We start from the raw sequence: 15,564 nt of genomic DNA on the forward strand, positions 1-15,564 counted from the left end.
CCATGGCTGTGCCCCCGCGTTTGAGCGTGTGGCCGTGCCCCGCCGGATCCCCGGCCAGGCTGTGCTCGGCGTGCCTGTGCCTGAGATACGCGAGGCATGTCCGGGAGCGTCCCCTCGTGTCCGGGTTGGACGATTTCGGAGGCACTGCAGCCTAGTTGATCTTTATGAGGGGAGCTTTCATAAACCTGAGGTTGAGTAAAGCTCCCCTCATAAAGATCAACACTGACCGAAACGGCAGGACTCTCTGACGTGGGCGCGTTTCATGTTCGCTGACCGCACGCGGGGAGCTTTCGTGCGGTAGGAGGGCACGCGGGGTCCCCGCGTGCCGCCCGGAGTGGCCGGGAGGGCGGAGGGGTCGCGCCCGCCACGTTCGGGAGTCTCCCGACGTGTCCGGAGAGGACGTTCTAGGCTGTCGCGGTGATCACCGGGTGGCGGCACCCCGCCCGCCTCGTCGTACTCGCCTTGCTGGCGGCCACCGCGGCCGGCACGGTGCTGCTCATGCTGCCGGTCGCCGCCGAGCCGGGCCGGACCACCGGGTTCATGCAGGCGTTGTTCACGGCGGTCTCCGGCATCACCGGCACGGGGCTGGCCGTGGTCGACACCGGTTCGCACTGGTCGGTGTTCGGCGAGGTCCTGCTGCTGGTGCTGTGGCAGATCGGCGGCTTCGGCATCATGACGCTCGCGTCGGTGCTGGCGTTGTTGGTCTCGCACCGGCTGAACCTGCAGATGCAGCTCACGGTGAAGACCGAGACCAACACGCTGAACCTCGGCCAGGTCCGCAGGGTCGTGGCCGGGGTGGTCACGATCAGCCTGGTGGTGGAGGCGATCGGCGCGGTCGTGCTGGCCCTGCGGTTCTGGCTCGGCTACGGCGAGTCGTTCGGGCAGGCCCTGTACTCCGGGGTGTTCCACTCGATCTCGTCGTTCAACAGCGTCGGTCTGGCGCTCTACCCCGACAGCCTCATGCGGTACGCGACCGATCCGTGGGTGTGCCTGCCGATCGCGGCGCTCTCGGTGATGGGCGGTCTGGGTTTCCCCGTGCTGTTCGAGTTGCTCCGCCGGCGCCGCAAGCGGTGGTCGCTGCACACCAAGATCACCGTGCCCGTGTACCTAGGGCTGATGGCGTTCGGCATGCTGGTCGTGCTCGTCGTGGAATGGGCCCGCTCGGGCACTCTCGGGCCGTACGGCGTCGGCGACAAGCTCCTGATCGGACTGTTCCACGGCGTCATGCCCGGCTCGTCCGGGTTCAACACCATCGACGTGGCCCAGCTGCAACCCGCCACCTTGCTCGTGTACGACGTGCTGATGTTCGTCGGCGGCGGCAGTGCGGGCACCACGGGCGGCATCAAGGTCACGACGTTCGCGCTGCTCGCGTTCGTGCTGCTGGCCGAGGTCCGCGCCGAGCCCAGCGTGCACGTCATGGGCCGCCGGCTGAGCGCGGAGGTGCAGCGCCAGGCGGTCACGGTCGCGCTGCTCGGCGTGGGCGTGGTGATGGTCGCGACGCTCGTCCTGCTCGCCACCACCTCGTTCCGCCTCGACGCCGTGCTGGTCGAGACCACGGCGGCGTTCGGCGGCGTCGGCATGTCCACCGGCATCACACCCCAGCTGTCCCCGGCCGGGCAGTTCGTCATCATCGTGCTCATGTTCATCGGCAGGGTCGGGCCGATCACCCTGGTCTCGTCCCTGGCGCTGCGGGAACGCCGCCGGCGCTACGAACTACCCGAGGAGCGACCCATTGTCGGATAAGCACCCGTCCCGCGTCGTCGTGCTCGGACTGGGCCGCTTCGGCAGGTCGGTCGCGCTCGAACTGATCAGCCTGGGCACCGAGGTCATGGCGATCGACTCGGACTCGAAGCTGGTCCAGCGCTACGCCGACGACGTCACCCACGCCGTCGTCGCCGACACCACCGACGCCGAGGTCATGCGCCAGCTGGGAGTCGACGAGTTCCAGCGCGCGGTCGTCGGCATCGGCAACAACCTCGAAGCCAGCATCCTGACCACCGCCGTACTGGTCGACTTCGGCATTCCCGACATCTTCGCCAAGGCCATCAGCCACGAACACGGTCGCATCCTCGAACGCATCGGCGCCCACCACGTCGTGCTGCCCGAACACGAGATGGGCGAACGCGTCGCGCACGTCGTGGCCGGCCGCGTGCTCGACTACATCGAGATCGAGGACGACTACGCGATGATCAAGGCCCGGCCGCCGGAGGAGGCGATCGGCAAGCCGCTCGGCACGAGCAAGCTGCGGGCCAAGTACGGCGTGACCGTGGTGGGCGTGAAGCGTCCGGGGCAGGGCTTCACCTACGCGACCGCGGAGACCGTGGTCGAGAGCGGTGACGTGCTGATCCTCGCCGGGAAGGTCGCCGACGTGGAGCGCCTCGTGGGCCGGAAGTGACCGGTTCCTCCTGGTGGGACCTGCTGATCGGCGTGACGGCCGCACTGGTGCTGACCTGGGTGGCGCTGATCGTCGCGCTGGTGGTCGTCCGCCCGCGCGGAGGCCTGCTGCGGGAGGCGTTGCGCCTGCTGCCCGACGTGCTGCGCCTGGTGCGCAGGCTCGCCGCGGACAGGTCGCTGCCGCGTGGGGTCCGGGTCCGGCTCTGGTTGCTGATGGTCTACCTCGCCGTGCCGATCGACCTGATCCCCGACTTCATCCCGGTGCTCGGGTACGCCGACGACGCCATCATCGTCACAGCCGTGCTGCGCGGAGTGGTCCGGCGCGCGGGCATCGACGCGGTCCGCGCGCACTGGCCGGGCACCGACGACGGGTTCGCCGCGGTCGTCCGCCTCGCCGGGTTGTGACCGGGGATCACCAGGGAACGACGCCCTCGTCGTCGAAGAAGCCGCCACGCGGCCCGTCGTCCGGCAGGGTGGCGAGCCGGAGGACGATCGCGGCACCCTGCTCCGCCGTGCGCGGCGCGGCGAAGCCGGTGAAGTCGGTGGCGACGTAGCCGGGGCAGGCGGCGTTCACGATGACGTTCGTGTCCGCGAGTTCGCGGGCGTACTGCGCGGTGATGCTGTTGAGCATCGACTTCGACGGTGCGTAGGCGGCGAGCGGCGGCCCGGTCTGCAGCGCCAGCGACCCCATGTTGCTCGACAGGTTGACGATGCGCGGTGACTCCGCTTGACGCAGCAGCGGCAACATCGCATTCGTCACGCGCACGACGCCGAACACGTTGGTGTCCAGGACGGTGCGGAGGACGTCCAAGTCCAATGTGGACGCGTTCTGGGCGCCGCCGTCGGTGCGTCCGGCGATGCCCGCGTTGTTGACGAGCACGTCGAGCCGGCCCGTCGTCTGCTCGACGGTCTTCGCCGCGGCGGCGGCGCTGTCGTCGGAGGTGACGTCGAGCGCGACCCCGAACGCGTCGATGCCGTTGGCGCGCAGGCGTTCGACGGCCTCCGCCCGCCGGCCGTCGTCCCGTGCTCCCACCGCCACCGTGAACCCGATCGCCCCGAGACCCTGGGCGATGGCGAAACCGATTCCCTTGTTCGCGCCGGTGATCAGCGCGGTCTTCTCGTTGCTCACGTGATCAATGCTCGGCGCAGGGAGACGTGCTGTCCAAGATCGATTCAGCACCCTGTGATACTCCACGGGTATCAGTACGCTGAAGTGCGTGCCCGATCTCGAGACCCGCGAACTCCGCTACTTCGTCGCAGTCGCGGAGGAGCTGCACTTCGGTCGCGCCGCCGAACGGCTCGGGATCGCCCAGCCGCCGCTGTCCCGCGCGATCCGGCAGCTGGAGCACCGGCTCGGCGTCCGGCTCCTCGACCGCGACCGCCGGGGCGTGGCACTCACCGACGCGGGCCGGGTGCTGCTGCACGAGGCCCGTCCGGCGCTCGACGCGGTCGCGGCGGCCGCGCGCCGGACGCGCCGAGCGGGAGACCCCCGCCGGCCACTGGTGTTGGTGACCAAGGCGGGGGCGTCCCACGAACTGCTGCAACGGCTGCTCGGCGCGGTCGAGGCCGAGACGCCGGTCGAGGTGCTGCTGTGCGAGGTCGGCGAGCAGGCGGGGCTGCTGCGCGACGGGAGTGCCGACGTGGCGCTCATGCACCGGCCGTTCGACGACCTCGACGGGTTCGACACCGAGGACCTGCTCACGGAGGGCCAGGTCGCGATCCTTCCCGCGGCGCACCCCCTCGCGGCACGTGACCGGCTCACGTTCGAGGAGGTCCGCGACGTGCCGGGTCTGCCGATCGCCCGGTGGCCGCGGCTCGACGGGTCCTATCCGGACGGACCCGGCCCGGAGGTGCGCACGCAGTCGAAGCTCGCTCAGCTCGTGGCGCTCGGCAGGACGCTGCTCGTCATCCCCGCCTCCAGCCGCGCCTGGCAGTGGCCGGAGCACGTCGCCGTGCCCGTCCTCGACGCTCCCGACGTCACCACGGTGCTCGCGTGGCAACCGAGCACCCGGTCGCAGGCCCTGGCGTCGTTCGTCCGCACGGCGACAGCGCTCTGGCCGTGACGGTCACTCCGTTCCCTCGAAGGTCACCGCCGAGTCGGTGCGGGCGGGCGTGCCCCAGACGAGGTCACGGGCAGCCGCGTCCCCGGCGAGGTAGTGGCGGAACCACGACGTGAGCACTCGTTTCGCCGCGACGAGCTGAGCGGCCCTGGTGATCGAACCGTTGTCGCAGAACAACCCCGAGGAATCCATGAAGCCGCAGTGGAAGCCGCCGGTGATGGTGCGGAGCTGCTTCGACGGTGGCTTGGCCGCGAACATCGGCCGCTGGTGCTCACCGACCGGGGTGATCGTGTCCTGCGATCCGGCGAGGAACTGCGCCGGCGCCCGCAGCGTGGCGGCCGCCGCCTTCGCGGAGGGGTTCGTCTCCGCCGCGGCGTAGGTCGAGACCGCCGTGATCTTCGGGTTGCGCGCGGCCGCGAGAACGGCGGCGCCTCCGCCCATGGAGTGCCCCGAGACACCCAGCGCCGTGGTGGTGACGTGCTCCCGGAAACGGGAACCCGCCGTGCCGTCCTGGGCGACGAGCCAGGTGTTGAGGTCGTCGGCGAAGGCGCTGTGGCTGGGGCTCAGACCGCCCTGGGTCGTGGGCACCACCACGACGAAGCCCCACGAGGCGAGGTGCGTGCTCGTGCTGGTGTACTTCGAGGTGACCTGGAAGAAGCCGTGCCCGAAGGCGATCGCGGGGAACCTGCCCGTGGCGACCGGCTGGTTCACGCCGGAGGTCGTCGCGGGGTAGTGCACCCGCGCCGGGACGGACCTGCCGCCCGCCACGGCCGTGACATCGCTGTACGCCACCGGGTACGTGCCGGGCAGGCCGTAGTCCGGTGGCGCGGCTGACGCCGGCGTGGCCACGGTGGAGGCCACCAGGGCGAGCGTGATCGCGAGAACGCGCATGAGCTTCTCCTCATGAGATCGTCAGGGAGATCCGAATCGCATGTGCAGGGTGGAGACGGCCAGGTGCAGGCGTGGCCGCGCCGCTTTGAGCCAGCCGAGTTCGCCGTCCGGCGTGATTCGCCAGCGCAGGCGGGTGAGGCTGATTCGAGCGGACGTGTGAAGTGCGGTGCGATGTGTTCTGCCGTGCAGGGTCTGCCAGACCGAAGTGGTCAGCCGGACGGGAAGAGCTCGCGAGGACCTGCGGGTCTCGGTGGCGGCGGCGATGACGCCGCCGTCGTCGTGAGCCGTCGCGTCGAGGTGCGGCTCGGTGGAGAAGGTGAAGCCCGCCAGCAGCTTCGGGATTCCCCACAGCGCCCGCGCACCCTGTTGAGAGGTGCTGTCGTCAACCAGGATGTCCAGAATGGACAGGCCGGGACGGGCCTTCCGGCGCACCAGGACCGCGGCCATCACCTCGTGGTAGGCCAGCACACCCGGCGGCTGGTAGTCGACGAACGCCGACACCACCAGCACCCGGCCGAACAGGCTCAACGGCACCACGTCCGGCGGTGGCAGGGGCACGGCCGAACGTGGTGCCGTCCACAGGGTGAGCCAGCCCCGTCCGTGCAGGTCCCACGGCTCGGCGGGCCACTCACTCGGCATCGTGCACCTCCACGTCGTGACGCAACGCGGCGGGCGCGCCGTCCGGGACCGCCGGACTGCGCGGTGCCACGGCGTTCAGGCGCAAGTATGCGGTGCCCGGCTCCGGGCGCGGGTCCGGCTCGCCCTTGTTGGGCCACAACGACATGGCCCGCTCCGCGAGCGCGGTGATGGTCAGCGCCGGGTTCACGCCGAGGTTCGCCGGGATCGCCGACCCGTCGACGACGTGCAGGCCGGGACAGCCGTGCACCCGGTGGTACGGGTCGACCACGCCCGTCGAGGGGGAGTCGCCGATCACGCAGCCGCCGATGAGGTGCCCGGTCAGCGGGATGTCCGCCAGGTCCGTCCACGCTCCCCGGGCCACCCCGCCCGCCTTGGCCGCGAGGCGGCGCGCCACGTCGTGCCCGGCGGGGATCCAGGACGGGTTCGGAGCGCCCTCGCCCTGCGTCGTGGTCATCCGGCCGCGCCGGGTCACGGTGGTGAGCGAGTTGTCGAGACTTTGCATGACCAGCAGGGCGATCGTCTCCTCCGACCACGCGCGGGGCGTGTGCATCCGCAGCACCGAGCCGCGTTCGCGGAGGAGCTGGGCGAGGCCGCGGCGCAACCGCGCGGGACCGCCGTCGACCAGCGTCGTCATGAGCAGCCCCATCAGGTTGCTGCCCCTGCCGTACCGGACCACCTCGACGTGCGTGTCGGCGTCCGGGTGGATGGACGACGTGATCGCGAGCCCGCGGGAGTGGTCCACCCGGCCGCCGGGCGTCCGCACGGCCACCACTGCCTCGGAGTTGGTGCGGCACAGGAACCCGAGCCGTGGCGAGAGACCGGGCAGGCCACCTCGGTCGCGGATGCGGTGGAGCAGCCGTTGCGTGCCGAGTGACGCCGCGGCGAACACGACCTGAGAGCTGGTGAACGCACGGGTCGCCCGTCCTCCGGTGCGTCGCGCCACCACCTTGTACCCGCTCAGATGCGGCCGCACGTCGACGACGGTGGTCAGTGGCCACACCTGCGCGCCCGCCCGTTCGGCGAGGTGGAGGTAGTTCTTCGGCAGCGTGTTCTTCGCGTTGTGACGGCAGCCGGTCATGCACGAGCCGCAGCCGACGCAGGTGTCCCGCTTCGGTCCGGCGCCGCCGAAGTAGGGGTCCGTGCCGCCGGGTCCGAAGTGGACTCCGACCTGGGAGGGCCGGAAGGTGGGTTCGACGCCGAGGTCGACCGCCACGTCGCGCAGGAGCCGGTCACCGGTGGTGCGGCACGGGTTGCCGGTCACGCCGAGCATCCGGGACGCCTGGTCGTAGTGCGGGGCGAGCTCGTCCTCCCAGTCGGTGATGTGCCCCCAGCGGGAGTCGCGGAAGAAGGACGCCGGCGGCCGGTACAAGGTGTTGGCGTACACCAGGGACCCGCCGCCGACACCCGCTCCGCTGAGCACGGCCACGTCACGCAGCGCGGTGATCCGCTGGATGCCCGTGCAGCCGAGGGACGGGGCGAACAGGTAGTCGCGCACCTGCCAGGACGTCTCGGGCAGGTCGTGGTCCGCGAAGCGCCGCCCCGCCTCCAGGACGCCGACCCGGTAGCCCTTCTCCGTCAGCCGCAACGCGGTCACCGCGCCGCCGAACCCCGATCCGACGACCAGCACGTCGTAGTCCACGGCTCACACCTCCACGGCGGTGCGGGCGGGTTCGAAGTCCGCCGTCCGCAGCCGTGCGGTGCGGCGCAGGTACTCCCGCGTTCCCCCCGGCCAGTTGGTCGTGATCGCCCCGTCGGCGGTGCGGTACCACGACGAGCACGTGCTCCACACGCCCTTGGCCAGCCGGGCGGTCATCTCGCGGTCGAAGGCCTCCGCGACGTCGCGCCGCACCTCCAGCACCGCTCCGGTCTCCGCGAGGTGGCGTACGGCGGACACCACGTACCGGCACTGCGCCTCGATCATGGTGACCACCGAGTTGCCCCCGAGGTTGGTGTTCGGGCCGTAGACCAGGAAGAGGTTCGGGAAGCCGGGGACGGTCAGGCCCAGGTGGGCGCGCGGACGACCGGCCCACGCCTCGGCGAGGTCGTGACCGTTCCGCCCGGCGATCCGCAGGGGAAGTCCGAAGCCGGACACCGTGAACCCGGTGCCCCAGATCAGCACGTCCGCGGGGTGGTCGCGGCCGTCGGCGGTGCGCAAGCCGTGCTCGGTGACCTCGGTGATCGCCTCGGTGACCACGTCAACGTCCGGCCTGCTCAGGGTGCGGTACCAGTCGTTGCTGAACAGCACCCGCTTGCACCCCGGCTGCGTGGTGGGCCGTAGTGCCGCCCTCAACGCGGGGTCGCGGACCTGGACCCGGCGGTGCGCGGCGGCGACGGCCGCGACGAGCGCGCGGGAGAGCCGCCCGGCGTTGAGCAGCCCGGTCAGCGCCTCGCCCGCGAGCCACACCCCGCCGCGCGCGGCACGCAACCTCGACGGGTGCGAGCGGCCGGTCAGCCGGGCGTCGGGCTTCGGCAACACGTGCGGGGCCGACCGCTGGAACACCGTCAGGTGGCCCGTGACCGGCGCGATCTCCGGCACGAACTGGGCCGCGCTCGCACCCGTACCCACCACGGCCACCTGGCGTCCGCGCAGGTCGGCGTCGTGCCGCCACGCGGCGCTGTGGAAGACCTCCCCGGTGAACCGGTCGAGGCCGGGCAGCGCCGGGACCGACGGCGTGCTGAGCTGTCCCACTGCACAGACCAGCACGTCGGCCTCGACGGTGCCGCCGTCCGCCAGCTCGACCCGCCACCGGTCGCGCGTCTCGTCGAACGACGCCGCCACCACCTCGGCGCCGAACCTGATGCGGTCGCGCACCGGGGCGGCCGTGGTGCGGAGGTAGCGCAGGATGTCCGGCTGGGCCGAGTACCGGCGTGGCCACGAGGTGCTGGGGGCGAAGGAGTACGAGTAGAGCGAGGACGGGACGTCGCAGGCCGCGCCGGGATAGGTGTTGTCCCGCCAGACGCCGCCGGCCCCACTCGCCCGCTCCAGCACCGTGAACCGGTCGAACCCGGCTCTGTGCAACGACAACGCGACACCCAGCCCGCCGAACCCGGCACCGATGACGACCACCTCGGGTTGTGCTCTCACGTGGTCGACGCTAGGAACAACCACCCGTTCGCACCAGGACAACACCGGCCGCGCAGTTGACAATCGCGGCCATGAGGTCGTTGGCCGAGCCGGTCGTCCGGCACTGGGACTTCCCCCGCGGCGTCGCGAGCGTCGCACTCCTGCTGCGCTTCGGCGCCGAGCACGGCCTAACGGTGGGCAGCCTGCTCGACGGCAGCGAGATCGACGCCGCGCTGCTCACCGACCCGGTCGCCGAGATCGAGGCCCGTCAGGAGCTCGCGGTCGTGCGCAACCTCGCCGGTCTGCTGCCGCACGCGGGCATCGCCGTCGGACGCCGGTATCACGCCACCACGTTCGGCGTGCTGGGCTACGCGTTCCTCAGCGCGGCCACCCTGCAGGACGCGATCACCACCGCCCTGCGCTACCTCGACCTCAGCTTCGCGTTCACCGCCCCCACCGCCGAGATCGACGGCGACCGGCTCGTGCTGGCGCTCGACGGCGGCGCGCTGCCGGACGGGGTGGCGTCGTTCCTCGTCGAACGCGACCTCGCCGCGATCCACACCGTCGTGGGGGAGCTGCTGACCGGTGCCGTGCCGGTCCTGGGCGTCGACTTCGCCCACGCCGAACCTGGGGACGTCCGCGAGCACGAGGAGGTCTTCGGTGTCCGGCCACGCTTCGGAGCGGGCGCCGACCAGTCTATTGTGGACGTTTCGGTGCTGGCCGAGGCGCTGCGGCTGGCCAGCCCGGAGACCACGGCGTTGTGCGAGGAGCAGTGCCGGACCCTCGCCGCGCGCCGCAGGGAAAGTCCGGGGGTCGCCCAGGAGGTGCGCCGCCTGCTCGAGTCCTCGGTGAGGTTCGAGGAGAGCATGCCTTCGGTGGCACGGGCGCTGGGCGTCAGTCCGCGCACGTTGCGCCGCCGCCTGACCACGTCCGGGACGAGCTACCAGGCGCTGCTCGACGAGGTCCGCGCGAAACGGGCCGTCCGGATGCTCACCGACGGCGACCTGTCGGTCGAGGCCGTCGCCGAACGGCTCGGTTTCGCCGAGGCCGCGAGCTTCATCCACGCGTTCCGCCGCTGGTTCGGCGTGACCCCCAGCAGGTACGGCCGGCTGCGGCGGTGACCCGGTCCCGCAAGCCGGGTCACCGCGCGGCCGATCAGCCGTAGCAGGCGCCGAAGGAGATGTTGACCTGCGTCGAGGTGATGATGCTGGGTCCGTTCGCCATCCCGGCCGACCAACATGGCACGAGAGCTTGGGCCGTCAGCCGGGCAATTCACTTCCAACAGGGCGCGCCGACGCCTCGGTGAACGTCTGCCGGACGATGCCGATCCACCAGAGGAACGTCAGCGCGATGATCGTCGGGTTCTTGAGGAACAACAGCACGGCCAGATAGGTCTGCCGGGCCGACGGGGGCAGCAGCGCGGACACGACGTGTTCGGCCAGCACCTCGAACACCGCGAACGCCACCCCGAGGAAGACGACCTGCCACACCAGGCTGCGCCAGTGCCGGCGCGCGAACTCACGCCCGGCGCCCCAGCGGAACGTCCGCCCGGCCACGGCGATCCTCCACACGAGCACCACCAGTGCGATGCGGGCGGCGAGCACGACGACCTCGGAGGCCGTCGCGACCACGGGGTCGATGTCCTGCGTCCAGTTCACGGTGACCAGCCGCTGGACCGAGGCGACCGAGGACAGCCCCACCACCAGCCCCAGATGACGCGTGTAGCACCACCAGGTCCACCCCGGCACCTCCAGCGCCAGCCTGAATTCACTCACGGTTCCCCCTGATACTTCATTCGACTGAACAATTTAGTTCAGCATACTGAAATATCCATTGCGGTAAAGTGGCGGTGTGGAAGGTCGAGATGCCGGACGTGAGCTCAGCACCGCCGTGGTCGCGTTCCACGAGGCCGTGGGGGCGAGCCTCGGGGTGACGGCCGTCGACCAGCGCGCGCTGGCCGTGATCATGGGCGCCGGGTCGGTGTCCGCGGGGGAACTGGCCAGGGAGATCGGCCTGACGCCCGGCGCGGTCACAGGCGTGGTCGACCGCCTCGTGCGGGCAGGACTGGCCCGCCGCGAGCCGGACCTGGAGGACCGCCGCCGGCTGGTGATCACGGCGGTCCCCGGCGCGTTCGGAGACACCTTCGCGGGGCTCGCCAAGGCGATGGCGGAGCTGACCGATCGCTACACACCCGCCGAGCAGGCGGTGATCGCCGACTGGGTGGCGAACACGATCGGCGTGCTGCGCGAGCAGACGCGGATCCTCACCGAGGGGTGAGCGTCACGTCCCAGTCGCCCGTGACGCGCTCGGGGATGACGGTGATCTTGACGGCCTGCCCCTTCGCGAGATCGAGCCCGTCGATCTTCTCCCAGTCGGAGGGCTGCACCCATGTGGTGAACACGCTGTAGGACCAGTGCGAGAAGTCCAGGACGACGACGTCGTCGACGAGCACCCGGATCCTTCCGGGTGTGTTCGACCGCAGCTCCATCATGTTGATGCCCGGCCATTCGATCGTGAACTCCCTCTGCGCAGCCGGAGCCGCCTGGTCGGGCCGCAGCACGATCGCCGGCTCCGGCTGGATGGCGGGGAACGTCTCCAGCGTCTGCGGGCGCGGGGGGAACGAGTACTCGCTCACCGGTACCTCCTCACCGATGGCGACGGCGAACGTGCCCTTGGCCGTCGTGCGCTGGGGTTCCACGGTCAGCGTGATGACGGACGGCTGCCCCACCACGATGCCGAAAGCACCCCAGTCCCTCACCCTGCGCGAGCCGCCACACCCGTTGCGTTCGGTGTAAGGGTGGCCGTTGACGACCAGGGTGATGAGGAGCAGGCCGCCGTCCCGTCCGGTCTCGCAGTGGGTGAACAGCACGAGGTCCAGCGACTTCGGCACGAAACGCAGGGTGGTGCTGGTCGAGGGGAGGTCAGCCCAGGCCTGGGCGACGAGCCGGGCGCCGTCCTGGTACTCCGGCAGGCTGCGTGGCGGCACGGCGGGTTCGGGCTGCACGATGCGGGGGAGCAGTGCGAAGACGATGCCGGCGAGGTCCTCCGCGTGCCCGATGTCCCGTGTCAGCAGGAAAGCCGTTCGCAGCAGCCTTGGCGACGCGACCGCCACGAACTCCTCGAACCCCTCAGGTGAATGCAGCACTCCACGGCCTTTCCGCTGTGTCCGTCACTGCTACTACCAGTCGGGTGCCGCGAATGGTTGCCCCGCGTGCGGCTCGCTCTAGTACGCCCCGAGCCCCCTCTGCTGAAGTGTCCAAACGACTACTGACTGATGATCCGAATCGAGAAGCAATGGACAAGGCATCCGTCGCGCGCTTCCTGCTGCTGGCGCTGCTGTGGGGAAGCAGCTTCACGTTCATCAAGGTGTCCCTCGAGGGGTTGACACCGGGACAGCTAGTGCTGAGCAGACTCATCCTGGGCGCGGCCGTGCTCCTCTCGATCGCGGCCATCCGCAAGGTCGCCCTCCCGAGGTCCGTCCAGGTCTGGGGCCACATCGCGGCCGCCGGCCTGTTCGGCAACGTCATCCCGTTCCTGTTGTTGTCCTACGGCGAGAAGAGCACCGGCGCCGGCATCGCGGGCGTCCTGATCGGCGCCACCCCGCTGCTGACGCTGGCACTCGCCACGGCCGCGCTGCCGACCGAGCGGGCGACCTCCCGCAAGGCCGTCGGCCTGGCACTGGGCTTCGTCGGCGTGGTGCTGCTGATCGGCCCGTGGCACGAGTCGCTGGGCTCGCTCAGCGGACGGCTGGCCTGCTTCGGCGCGGCCGTCAGCTACGCGATCGGCTTCGTGTACGTGCGGAAGTACCTGTCGCCGCTCGGCCTGGCCCCGTTGTCGCTGGCCGCGTCGCAGCTCGTGTCGGCGGCCGTGCTGCAGGCGGTCGTCACGCCGTTCCTGGCCTGGCGGACGCCCGACTTCACCGGTCCGGTGACGCTGAGCATCGTGCTGCTCGGGCTCTTCAGCACCGGCCTGGCCTACGTGCTCTACTTCCGCCTCATCGGTGACGTCGGTGCCACGACGGCCTCCGCGGTGAACTACGTGGTGCCGGTGTTCGCGGTGCTCGTCAGCGTGCTGTTCCTCGGTGAACACGTGACGTGGAACCTCCTGGCCGGTGGCCTGGTCGTGCTCGTCGGCGTGGCCTACGCGGAGAACAGGATGGGGCAGCTGCGCAAGGAGAAGGAAACCGCGGGAGCGGTCCGGTGAACGCGAGGGCGCTGCTCCGCGTGATCACCGCCGACCTGGACATGGTCATGGACCGCGACCCGTCGATCCTGTCGCGCAGCGAGGCGTTGCTGCACCCGACGGTCATCGCGATCTGGGGCCACCGCGTGTCGCACTGGTTGCACCTGCGGGGACATCGGCGCGGCGCCCGGCTGGTGATGGTCGTCGCGAGGCTGCTGACCGGGGGGATCGAGATCCACCCCGGCGCGACGATCGGCCGTGGTTTCTTCATCGACCACGGCGCGGGCGTGGTGATCGGGGAGACCGTCGTCATCGGGGAGGACGTCACGATCTTCCACCAGGTGACGCTCGGCGCGGTCGGCTGGTGGCACGACAACCAGCGGCCGGAGGGCTCGCGGCGGCACCCGAAGCTCGGCGACCGGGTCGTCGTCGGCGCCAACGCGACGATCCTCGGCCCGGTCACCGTCGGCCACGACTCCGTGGTGGGCGCCCAGGCGCTCGTCATCCGGGACGTGCCCGCGGACTCCCGGGTGCTGGCGCCGTTCTCCATCCCGAACCTGAAGTCGAGCCGCAGCGTCGCGAAGGCGGCCAGGACTCGCCAGTCCGTCGTGGTCGCGGGGCAGAAGCACAAGGGTGCGGCCGTGTTCCCCAGCTGGTGACACCGAACCGATCGGAGAGCTCGTGAACGTCCGGCTCAGTCAGCCGCTCACCAAACGACCACCCGCCGAGTCGCTCGTGGACCTGATCGGCGGCACGCCCACCGTGAAGCTCGACCTCGGCGTGACGACCGCGAACCTCTACGCCAAGCTGGAAATGGCCAACCCGCTGTCCAGCGTGAAGGACCGCGCCGCGCTCTACATGATCAACGGCGCGGAGGAACGCGGGCAGCTCACCAGGGGCTCGGGCACCATCGTCGAGGCGACGTCCGGCAACACCGGCATCTCCATGGCGGCGATCGCCGCCGCGCGCGGCTACCGGTGCGTGATCGTGCTGCCGGACAGCGCGACCAGCGAGCGCATCCAGCTGTTGCGGGCGTTCGGGGCGGAGATCGTGCTGACCCCGTACCAGGAGGGCTACGTCGCGGCGATCGCCAAGGCCGAGGAGATCTACCGCGAACGGCCGGGCTCGTGGTTCGCCTGCCAGCACGAGAACCCCGACAACGTGGCGGCGCACCACGCCACCACCGGCCCGGAGATCTGGAACGACACCGACGGCGAGGTGGACGTCTTCGTCTGCGGTGTGGGTACCGGCGGAACGCTCAGCGGCACCGCGAAGTACCTGAAGGAGCGCAACCCCGCCATCCGCGTGGTCGCCGTGGAGCCCGAGGGATCACCGGTGCTCAGCCAGGGATGGGGCGGCCTGCACCGCATCCCCGGTCTCAACGGCGGTTTCGTCGCGGCGACGACCGACGTCGACCTGATCGACGAGGTCCTGGCGGTGTCCAATGAGGACGCTTACGCCACGGCGCGGGAACTGGCCAGGACGGCGGGACTGCTGGTCGGCGTCTCCTCCGGCGCGGCGGCGCACGCCTGCCGCGTGCTGGCCGCACGGCCCGAGTACGCGGGCAAGAACTTGATCACCGTGTTCCCGGACACGGGCGAGCGTTACCTCTCGTGGTTCAACCAGGACGACATCGCCAGCAACGAGGAGTGAACAGACATGACGCAAGTCTCCAACATCCTGCTTCCCGGCGAGGGCGAGTCGGTGCAGATCGGCACGACCACCCACACGACCTTCAAGGCCAGGGGCAGCGAGACGGACGGCAGGCTCGGTCTGTACGAGCACCGGATGGCCCCCGGAGCGCCCGGCGCCTCGCCGCACGTCCACAACGAGCAGCTCGAAGCGTTCTACGTCCTGCACGGCATGGTGGAACTCCACCTCGACGGCAAGTCGTTCGCCGCGCCGCCCGGCACCTACGTCAACGTGCCGATGGGGGTCTCGCACGGGTTCCACAACCCGTACGAGGACCAGGCGACGATGCTGATCATCTTCACCCCCGCGCTCAACCGCGAGGAGTACTTCAGGGGACTCGCCGAGATGTACGCGGACGGCAACCAGCCCTCCGAGGACGAGTTGCTGGCCCTGATGGCGAAGTACGACCAGTTCGAGGTGACGATGAACGGCCACGACGTCCCCAACTGGGGCCGGCACTGAGGTGAGTGACGGGCGCCCGGACAGGGCGCCCGTCCGCCGTTTCAGGGCCTCGCCACGTCTCAACTGGTGGTTTGACGGTTGACACTTGGGCCAGGGGTGGAATATTCCAAGCCTTGCAGAGTGTCCGGCGCGGTCTGGTGGGCGGGGCCACCCGACGGGCGCCGCCGGCTTCGAGGTGGC

General features: G+C 70.6%; 17 protein-coding genes. 10 read left to right on the top strand and 7 right to left on the bottom strand.

Translation table 11 applies throughout. The features are described from left to right. Positions 1-417 precede the first annotated feature (417 nt). The 3 genes from LX88_RS16630 to LX88_RS16640 are packed head-to-tail and all read left to right on the top strand — an operon-like array spanning position 418 to position 2,799. The gene (locus LX88_RS16630) at positions 418-1,743 is read left to right on the top strand and encodes a TrkH family potassium uptake protein (RefSeq protein ID WP_258948679.1); all 1,326 of its coding nucleotides are present in this window, start codon (positions 418-420) and stop codon (positions 1,741-1,743) included. After that, on the top strand, positions 1,733-2,395 hold the full coding sequence (locus tag LX88_RS16635) for a potassium channel family protein (RefSeq protein WP_258948680.1): 663 nt from the start codon (positions 1,733-1,735) through the stop codon (positions 2,393-2,395). Before LX88_RS16630 ends, LX88_RS16635 begins: the two co-directional genes overlap by 11 nt. Then, on the top strand, positions 2,392-2,799 hold the full coding sequence (locus LX88_RS16640; protein WP_258948681.1) for a YkvA family protein: 408 nt from the start codon (positions 2,392-2,394) through the stop codon (positions 2,797-2,799). The genes LX88_RS16635 and LX88_RS16640 overlap by 4 nt, the downstream gene beginning before the upstream one ends. Before the next feature lie 7 nt (positions 2,800-2,806). On the opposite strand, the gene LX88_RS16645 is transcribed toward LX88_RS16640, so the two are convergent. Continuing rightward, entirely contained in the window at positions 2,807-3,523 is a 717-nt protein-coding gene (locus LX88_RS16645) for an SDR family oxidoreductase (RefSeq protein WP_258948682.1), read from the bottom strand. 88 nt (positions 3,524-3,611) lie between these two features. Between LX88_RS16645 and LX88_RS16650 the strand changes: the two genes are divergently transcribed. After that, positions 3,612-4,457 carry a LysR family transcriptional regulator gene (locus tag LX88_RS16650; protein ID WP_258948683.1) on the top strand — a complete coding sequence of 282 codons (846 nt, stop codon included), beginning with the start codon at positions 3,612-3,614 and terminating at the stop codon, positions 4,455-4,457. Positions 4,458-4,460: 3 nt separating this feature from the next. On the opposite strand, the gene LX88_RS16655 is transcribed toward LX88_RS16650, so the two are convergent. Genes LX88_RS16655 through LX88_RS16670 form a run of 4 tightly spaced genes read right to left on the bottom strand, consistent with a single transcriptional unit; the run spans position 4,461 to position 9,069 of the window. Continuing rightward, the gene (locus LX88_RS16655; protein WP_258948684.1) at positions 4,461-5,345 is read right to left on the bottom strand and encodes an alpha/beta hydrolase family protein; all 885 of its coding nucleotides are present in this window, start codon (positions 5,343-5,345) and stop codon (positions 4,461-4,463) included. 21 nt (positions 5,346-5,366) lie between these two features. Further along, complete coding sequence (locus tag LX88_RS16660) at positions 5,367-5,984, bottom strand: acetoacetate decarboxylase family protein (protein WP_258948685.1); 618 nt, start codon at positions 5,982-5,984, stop codon at positions 5,367-5,369. Further along, the gene (locus LX88_RS16665; RefSeq protein ID WP_258948686.1) at positions 5,974-7,623 is read right to left on the bottom strand and encodes a GMC oxidoreductase; all 1,650 of its coding nucleotides are present in this window, start codon (positions 7,621-7,623) and stop codon (positions 5,974-5,976) included. Before LX88_RS16665 ends, LX88_RS16660 begins: the two co-directional genes overlap by 11 nt. A 3-nt stretch (positions 7,624-7,626) precedes the next feature. Beyond that, positions 7,627-9,069 (bottom strand): flavin-containing monooxygenase, encoded by a 1,443-nt coding sequence (locus tag LX88_RS16670; protein ID WP_258948687.1) that lies wholly within the window; start codon positions 9,067-9,069, stop codon positions 7,627-7,629. Between the two features lie 71 nt (positions 9,070-9,140). Here LX88_RS16670 and LX88_RS16675 point away from each other — a divergent pair, with 71 nt between their 5' ends. Then, on the top strand, positions 9,141-10,169 hold the full coding sequence (locus LX88_RS16675; RefSeq protein ID WP_258948688.1) for an AraC family transcriptional regulator: 1,029 nt from the start codon (positions 9,141-9,143) through the stop codon (positions 10,167-10,169). Positions 10,170-10,307: 138 nt separating this feature from the next. Here LX88_RS16675 and LX88_RS16680 read toward each other — a convergent pair whose 3' ends face one another. Next, positions 10,308-10,823: a hypothetical protein gene (locus tag LX88_RS16680; protein ID WP_258948689.1), complete on the bottom strand. Its 516-nt coding sequence runs from the start codon at positions 10,821-10,823 to the stop codon at positions 10,308-10,310. A gap of 76 nt (positions 10,824-10,899) precedes the next feature. Here LX88_RS16680 and LX88_RS16685 point away from each other — a divergent pair, with 76 nt between their 5' ends. Then, positions 10,900-11,325 (top strand): MarR family winged helix-turn-helix transcriptional regulator, encoded by a 426-nt coding sequence (locus tag LX88_RS16685; RefSeq protein WP_258948690.1) that lies wholly within the window; start codon positions 10,900-10,902, stop codon positions 11,323-11,325. On the opposite strand, the gene LX88_RS16690 is transcribed toward LX88_RS16685, so the two are convergent. Then, positions 11,312-12,193 (bottom strand): hypothetical protein, encoded by an 882-nt coding sequence (locus LX88_RS16690; protein WP_258948691.1) that lies wholly within the window; start codon positions 12,191-12,193, stop codon positions 11,312-11,314. The genes LX88_RS16685 and LX88_RS16690 overlap by 14 nt on opposite strands. Positions 12,194-12,342: 149 nt before the next feature. On the opposite strand from LX88_RS16690, the gene LX88_RS16695 reads away from it, so the two are divergent. Genes LX88_RS16695 through LX88_RS16710 form a run of 4 tightly spaced genes read left to right on the top strand, consistent with a single transcriptional unit; the run spans position 12,343 to position 15,384 of the window. Further along, positions 12,343-13,251 (top strand): DMT family transporter, encoded by a 909-nt coding sequence (locus LX88_RS16695; protein ID WP_258948692.1) that lies wholly within the window; start codon positions 12,343-12,345, stop codon positions 13,249-13,251. Continuing rightward, a complete protein-coding gene (epsC, locus tag LX88_RS16700; protein ID WP_245982469.1) occupies positions 13,248-13,889 on the top strand; it encodes a serine O-acetyltransferase EpsC in 642 nt (213 codons plus the stop codon). Before LX88_RS16695 ends, epsC begins: the two co-directional genes overlap by 4 nt. Before the next feature lie 22 nt (positions 13,890-13,911). Continuing rightward, entirely contained in the window at positions 13,912-14,883 is a 972-nt protein-coding gene (cysK, locus tag LX88_RS16705; protein WP_258948693.1) for a cysteine synthase A, read from the top strand. Between the two features lie 6 nt (positions 14,884-14,889). Further along, positions 14,890-15,384 carry a cupin domain-containing protein gene (locus LX88_RS16710; protein ID WP_258948694.1) on the top strand — a complete coding sequence of 165 codons (495 nt, stop codon included), beginning with the start codon at positions 14,890-14,892 and terminating at the stop codon, positions 15,382-15,384. The last annotated feature ends 180 nt before the right edge of the window (positions 15,385-15,564 follow it).

This window comes from Lentzea californiensis (assembly GCF_024648825.1).
In the GTDB taxonomy this organism is placed as follows: Bacteria; Actinomycetota; Actinomycetes; order Mycobacteriales; family Pseudonocardiaceae; genus Lentzea; species Lentzea californiensis.